Origin of the sequence: Nostoc sp. CHAB 5715 (assembly GCF_020829685.1) — a bacterium.
Taxonomy (GTDB): domain Bacteria; phylum Cyanobacteriota; class Cyanobacteriia; order Cyanobacteriales; family Nostocaceae; genus Nostoc.
The window spans coordinates 1-4,544 of sequence record NZ_JAIVFR010000628.1 but is presented as its reverse complement, the minus strand read 5'-3'; the positions used below and the strand labels follow the sequence as shown (position 1 = coordinate 4,544).

The following is a 4,544-nucleotide window of genomic DNA, read 5'->3' as shown; positions in this document are numbered from 1 at the left end:
TTAACATCTCAAAAGTCCAACCCATTCCCCATAGATTGGATTTCACCGACTTCAGGTCAACCTACTGGCCCCTACAGCAGTCGTCTGATGCAAAACTTGGGAATGAATTTATGGCGCTGGGTATTTGACGGGCAAATTCTTGGTAGTCTAGAACGCAGTCGTGGTATTGCTATGGGTCAGCATACACGTTTGCGCTTTTGCCTAGAAATCCGCGACCCCGATCTGATCGCTCTCCCTTGGGAAATTATGCAGCGTGAACCTGGTCAATCAGCTATGTCTCTCTCCCAAGATTTGCTATTTAGTCGCACCAGCAGTGAAGTTGAACCCTTACCGCATTTGCGAACTGACCAGGCTTTAAGTATTCTGCTGGTTTTAGGTCATGATGACAAGCTCCAACTCGAACAAGAAGCTGCTATCTTACAGCAAACTCTTGCAGATACGTCTGTGGGTGGTAATTCTCAAAAATGTGCGCCTTGTATAGTAAATCAACTCTTACAACCAACTCCACAGGAGTTGATTCAAGAATTAGAAACCAGAGCATACAATGTTTTCTTTTACGCTGGACATGGTTTGCCAGCCCCAGATGGGGGGTTACTATTTTTGCGACCAGATATGCCCCTGAATGGGATAGAATTGGCGCAAGTATTGACCCATACAGGTGTGAAATTAGCAGTTTTTAACGCCTGTTGGGGCGCACAACCAGCTGCTATCAATCATCAAGCTATCCCTGCCAGCAGTTTAGCAGAAGTGTTGATTCGTCATGGTGTGCCTGCGGTTTTGGGGATGCGCGATGAAATCGCAGACCACGAAAGCCACAGTTTTATTCAAGCCTTTACCGAAGCTTTGCGATCACACAAGCCAATTGATGAAGCCGTAGCCCAAGCTAGGCAAGAGTTGTTAACACTGTATAAATATAATCAACCTGCTTGGACTTTGCCTGTTCTCTACCTGCATCCAGATTTTAATGGCGAACTGATTAAGAATCTCGATGAAGGTATTACCGAACTACCAGACACAGCCATTCCTGATATTGGTTCCCCGCTTCCCGCTGCTTCGTTGCGATCGCTCGCCCCAAAAGGTAAAACCTGGTTACTGCGTTATGGAGTCACCCGCATCGGCCGCACGAAAGACAATGATATTGTCATCCCCGAACCATCTGTATCCAAACGCCACGCCGAAATCTTTTGTCGCAATACCCTTACTGATGCTACATTGGTGCGAAGTTATTACTTGCAAGATTTTTCCACCTACGGGACAACCTGGTTTTTAGGCCCTAATGGTTGGCAACAAATCCTCCGAGAGGAAGTCCCATTGAAATCGGGAATGCAGTTAAAGTTTGGAAGTGCTAGAGCTGAAACCTGGGAGTTTATTATTGAAGACTCATAGCATTATTGCAAAAATAAATTTGAGTCTTTAGCATCAACCTTTAAAATCTGTTTTTTTGTAGAAAAATTCAACTGTTTTTGCGGAAATCTCTTCTGAGGAATTGTAGCTGTAAATACCACCAAATAATTGTGAGGCAATGAAAAATGGCTAATAAAATCAACGGCTCAGACGCTTCCTCTTCTTTGCCATCGCAAGTAGATTTAGAATTATTAGAAGCGTTACTGGAACCAGACGATGCTACCTATCCCTGGAATCCGGCTGATGAAGAGTCAGAAGCTTATTTTGATGAATTAGAACAACACTTCGCAATGAAAGATTTGCTTGAAGAAGAACTGACAACGCGATCGCAAGATTTTTATAGCCATCTAGACACACTTTGGTCTGGCATCTCCCAAGCGTCAGACTCTAATCACAATCCCCAACAAGCACTAGTGCAAAATCTTCAAGAAACATTATCTAGTACTTTTGCCGCCTGTGTCCCCCAAGCATTACTCAATAGCATCGCCACCAAAGCTACTGAAATTATTGCTGCCCAGCAATCAATCGGTGAACAACTAGTTGAGTGTGTTCATACAGTACTACCAAATTGGGGAACAGAGGATCTTTTAGTGTTGGCTCGTCCTTTTGCTTACGCAATGCGAAGTAGCGAATCGCAAAACGCAGCATCTGCACTGAGTAATCTTCAAAATAGCGAGTGGACAGCTTTATCAGAAGTAGACAAAGCAAAGGTTAGTTTAGCGATCGCTTCTTATGCTTTCAATGAACTCAACAAGTCTGAGTATGAAGCATAACTTGAATGAACTGTCTCTGTTTTCTACATAAATTTCAGGTGCAAGCAGATTTGTCTGCTAATAATGCTTGTGCTGCGATTTTGAGCATTCACTAATTCTTAGTATTTTTCTTATAGTAAGCCTAAAGTAACTTTACAATAAACTGATTATAACATTAGGCCATCTATCTCAAGATATAAATATTCAAAAGTAATTGGGTATTGGGCACTTGTACTCTCGCACTTACCTTGAGCGACTTGTACGCTCGCTTGTCCTGAGCTTGTCCTGAGCGTAGCCGTTGGCGCAGCCTCTCGTAGAGAAGGGCGTAGCCGACTTGTACTGAGCGGCGTCGAAGTAAGGGCGTAGTCGAAGTAAGTCGAAAGGAGTCGAAGTATTGGGCATTGGTTATTAATTCTTGTCCCTCACTCCCTCATCTCCCCCTGCTCCCTCATCTCCCTCATCTCCCCACGCTTCATGGATAGCAGCGACAACATCCAAATACAAAGGTTCCCCGGCGCTACCTGCTTCTTTGGTGCGGTCGAGAACTGCGATCGCTTTTACACTAGTTGGTAATACTGCAACAAACTTTTGGACATCAAAGGGGCGGTAAAGTCGCACTTTTACTACGCCAACTTTTTTACCACGGGCGTTAAGGTAATCTACTGTTTCATGGACGGTTTCACAACCTGAACCCATAAGAACGATAACGCGCTCGGCATCGTTAGCGCCGTAATATTCATAGATTTTATAATGCCTTCCCGTGCGTTCTCCAAATTCATCCATGATGCGCTGGACAATTTCTGGACAGGCGTTGTAGTAAGGGTTAGCACCTTCACGTCCTTGGAAGTAGACATCGGGGTTTTGGGCAGTCCCGCGCAATACTGGACGATCTGGGGTAAGCGCACGCCTGCGGTGGGCGAGTATTAGGTTATCGTGGATGAGCGATCGCAAATCGTCATCTGAGAGCAATTTTACTTTCTGCACTTCATGGGAGGTACGGAAGCCATCAAAGAAGTGCATAAACGAGACTCGCGTCTCCAGGGTAGCAGCATGGGCAATGAGAGCAAAATCTTGACTTTCCTGCACCGAAGCGGAACACAATAGAGCAAAACCAGTAGCACGGGCTGCCATCACGTCGCTATGATCACCAAAAATTGATAACGCATGGGTAGCCAAAGAACGAGCTGCAACGTGAACCACGGCGCTAGTTAACTCACCAGCAATTTTGTAGAAGTTGGGTATCATCAATAATAATCCCTGAGATGCGGTGAAGGTGGTACTCAGGGAACCTGTTTGTAATGCCCCATGCACAGCACCGGCGGCTCCTCCCTCACTCTGCATTTGTACCACGCTGGGAACAGTACCCCAGAGGTTGGGACGACCTTCGGCTGACCAAGCATCTGCCCATTCACCCATTGCTGAAGAGGGGGTGATAGGATAAATGGCAATCACTTCATTTAATTTGTAAGCGACACGGGCGACAGCCTCATTCCCGTCGATGGTTGCAAAGGTTTTGTTCATAATTTTATTTTTGTCTTTGTCTCTAAACTGCATTATCAGAACGCGTGAATATAAGAATCAGAAATAGCCAGAATTAGAAAGTGGGTGTATTATATGCATTAAAGATTTAGCGGTAGAATTTACTCCGTGTTTAAAGGATAATTTATTGATGGGTTTAGGCTCTTAAGTTAACTTTCAAGCAATATTGCATCTATTAATATCTCATCCGCAATATTGCATCTATTAATATGTATTAATAATGTACTCACTAATCAAAGTCTCTGTTTGAAAAGACTTTCAGATAATTTATTATTTTTTGTGGGGTATAGGGTCGGGAATCTCTGATATACGACTCCTATTTGATTTTTGAAATATACGTAGGCAGATTTTAGTGGGCAAAGCAAAGCCTACATTCCTGAAAGCTGATGGTTGGTATCTTACAGCAGTTTTCATGTATTTGAACCACATCTGTCGTAAGGGCACAGCATTGCTCATTGGTGTCAACTTAAGCTAAAAGTAGCTTAACTGTTAGCTTCCTCACCCGCCTCGAACTAAAGTTCTTTGGCTTTTAGCTAAAGTCTACTTCAGTAGACTAAAGATTTTTTGCTATATACTTAGTCATCTTCAGATGACTTCCGCTATTAGCAAGAAACTTCAGTTCCTTGCTAATAGCTTTTACGTTAAGTTGACACCAATGAAAGCTGTGCGCCCCTCCCTACCTGTAGTTTTCTGGCTTTATCAAGAGACGACAGAAGCAAATGCATGAAAACTGCTGTAATCCAAAATCCAAAATTGAGTGATGCTCTTGCTATCCATTTATAATTTCCCTTTTTCTGGATTTGCTGGAATTGATTTTATAGTAAGTAGTGAATTGTTCGTAATACTTGA

General features: G+C 43.5%; 3 protein-coding genes and 1 pseudogene. 3 read left to right on the top strand and 1 reads right to left on the bottom strand.

All coding sequences use genetic code 11. From position 1 onward, the window contains the following. Both LC574_RS27700 and LC574_RS27695 read left to right on the top strand, forming a co-directional pair. Positions 1-1,386: CHAT domain-containing protein (locus LC574_RS27700; RefSeq protein ID WP_229456885.1), on the top strand; the 1,386-nt coding region annotated here is incomplete at its 5' end. 143 nt (positions 1,387-1,529) lie between these two features. Then, positions 1,530-2,177, top strand: coding sequence for a hypothetical protein (locus tag LC574_RS27695; protein ID WP_229456884.1), 648 nt, complete (start codon positions 1,530-1,532; stop codon positions 2,175-2,177). A 444-nt stretch (positions 2,178-2,621) separates the two neighbouring features. Here the strand turns inward: LC574_RS27695 and LC574_RS27690 are convergent. After that, positions 2,622-3,677 (bottom strand): annotated as a pseudogene (locus tag LC574_RS27690) (pyruvate:ferredoxin (flavodoxin) oxidoreductase); the annotation flags it as partial. Between the two features lie 607 nt (positions 3,678-4,284). On the opposite strand from LC574_RS27690, the gene LC574_RS27685 reads away from it, so the two are divergent. Continuing rightward, positions 4,285-4,422: a hypothetical protein gene (locus LC574_RS27685; protein WP_229456883.1), complete on the top strand. Its 138-nt coding sequence runs from the start codon at positions 4,285-4,287 to the stop codon at positions 4,420-4,422. Positions 4,423-4,544 lie beyond the last annotated feature (122 nt).

Bases quoted from the DNA above. Each gene is read 5' to 3' on its own strand.
- LC574_RS27695 (WP_229456884.1), top strand. From the start codon at position 1,530: ATGGCTAATAAAATCAACGGCTCAGACGCTTCCTCTTCTTTGCCATCG.
- LC574_RS27685 (WP_229456883.1), top strand. From the start codon at position 4,285: ATGACTTCCGCTATTAGCAAGAAACTTCAGTTCCTTGCTAATAGCTTT.